Genomic DNA, 1,360 nt, shown 5'->3' with positions numbered 1-1,360 from the left:
TGGGCGTAATGGCTGTTGTGCAGCCAGCTCCTGACAGTTCAATATCAGAAGTGATCTGCACCAATCTCGACTATGCTCAATACTCGTGTGCACCAAAGCGAGGTGAGCATGGCGACGGACACCCCACGGATTCCAGAACAAGGCGTGGCCACTCTGCCTGATGAGGCTTGGGAGCGTGCGCGCCGTCGTGCGGAGATCATCAGTCCGTTGGCGCAGTCGGAGACGGTCGGGCACGAAGCGGCCGATATGGCGGCTCAGGCGCTGGGCTTGTCTCGGCGCCAGGTATACGTTCTGATCCGGCGTGCCCGGCAAGGCAGCGGCCTCGTGACGGATCTGGTGCCCGGCCAGTCCGGTGGAGGTAAAGGTAAGGGGCGCTTGCCGGAACCGGTCGAGCGCGTCATCCACGAGCTACTGCAAAAGCGGTTCCTGACCAAGCAGAAGCGCAGCCTAGCGGCCTTTCACCGCGAAGTCACTCAGGTGTGCAAGGCTCAAAAACTGCGAGTGCCGGCGCGCAATACCGTGGCCTTACGGATCGCTAGCCTTGACCCGCGCAAGGTCATCCGCCGGCGGGAAGGCCAGGATGCCGCTCGTGACCTACAAGGTGTGGGCGGCGAGCCTCCTGCCGTGACCGCGCCGCTGGAGCAGGTGCAGATAGACCATACGGTCATCGACCTGATCGTGGTCGATGACCGCGACCGGCAACCTATTGGCCGCCCGTACCTGACCCTCGCCATCGACGTGTTCACCCGCTGCGTGCTCGGCATGGTCGTCACGCTGGAAGCGCCGTCTGCCGTTTCGGTTGGCCTGTGCCTCGTGCATGTCGCCTGCGACAAGCGCCCTTGGCTGGAAGGACTGAACGTGGAAATGGATTGGCAGATGAGCGGCAAGCCCTTGCTGCTCTACCTAGACAACGCGGCCGAGTTCAAGAGCGAGGCCCTGCGCCGGGGTTGCGAGCAGCATGGCATCCGGCTGGACTATCGCCCGCTGGGACAGCCGCACTATGGCGGCATCGTGGAACGGATCATCGGCACGGCGATGCAGATGATTCACGACGAACTGCCGGGAACGACCTTCTCCAACCCTGACCAGCGCGGCGACTACGATTCCGAAAACAAGGCCGCCCTGACGCTGCGCGAGCTAGAGCGCTGGCTCACATTGGCGGTCGGCACCTACCACGGTTCGGTGCACAACGGCCTGCTCCAACCGCCGGCCGCGCGCTGGGCCGAGGCCGTGGCGCGTGTCGGCGTACCGGCCGTCGTCACACGCGCTACTTCGTTCCTGGTCGATTTTCTGCCGATCCTCCGGCGCACGCTGACCCGCACCGGCTTTGTCATCGACCACATCCACTACTACGCCGATG

Annotated in this window: 1 protein-coding gene; it reads left to right on the top strand. The window is 64.0% G+C overall.

All coding sequences use genetic code 11. The annotated features are described in order from the left end of the window. Positions 1-108: 108 nt before the first annotated feature. A partial coding sequence (locus ACOTX5_RS26515) for a DNA-binding domain-containing protein (protein WP_000179843.1) occupies positions 109-1,360 on the top strand: 1,252 nt, incomplete at its 3' end.

It is taken from the genome of Enterobacter cloacae complex sp. IR5441, from assembly GCF_049238215.1.
GTDB lineage: Bacteria > Pseudomonadota > Gammaproteobacteria > Enterobacterales > Enterobacteriaceae > Enterobacter > Enterobacter hormaechei_C.
The sequence above is the reverse complement of the archived record's forward strand: the minus strand, read 5'-3'. Positions and strand labels throughout refer to the sequence as shown.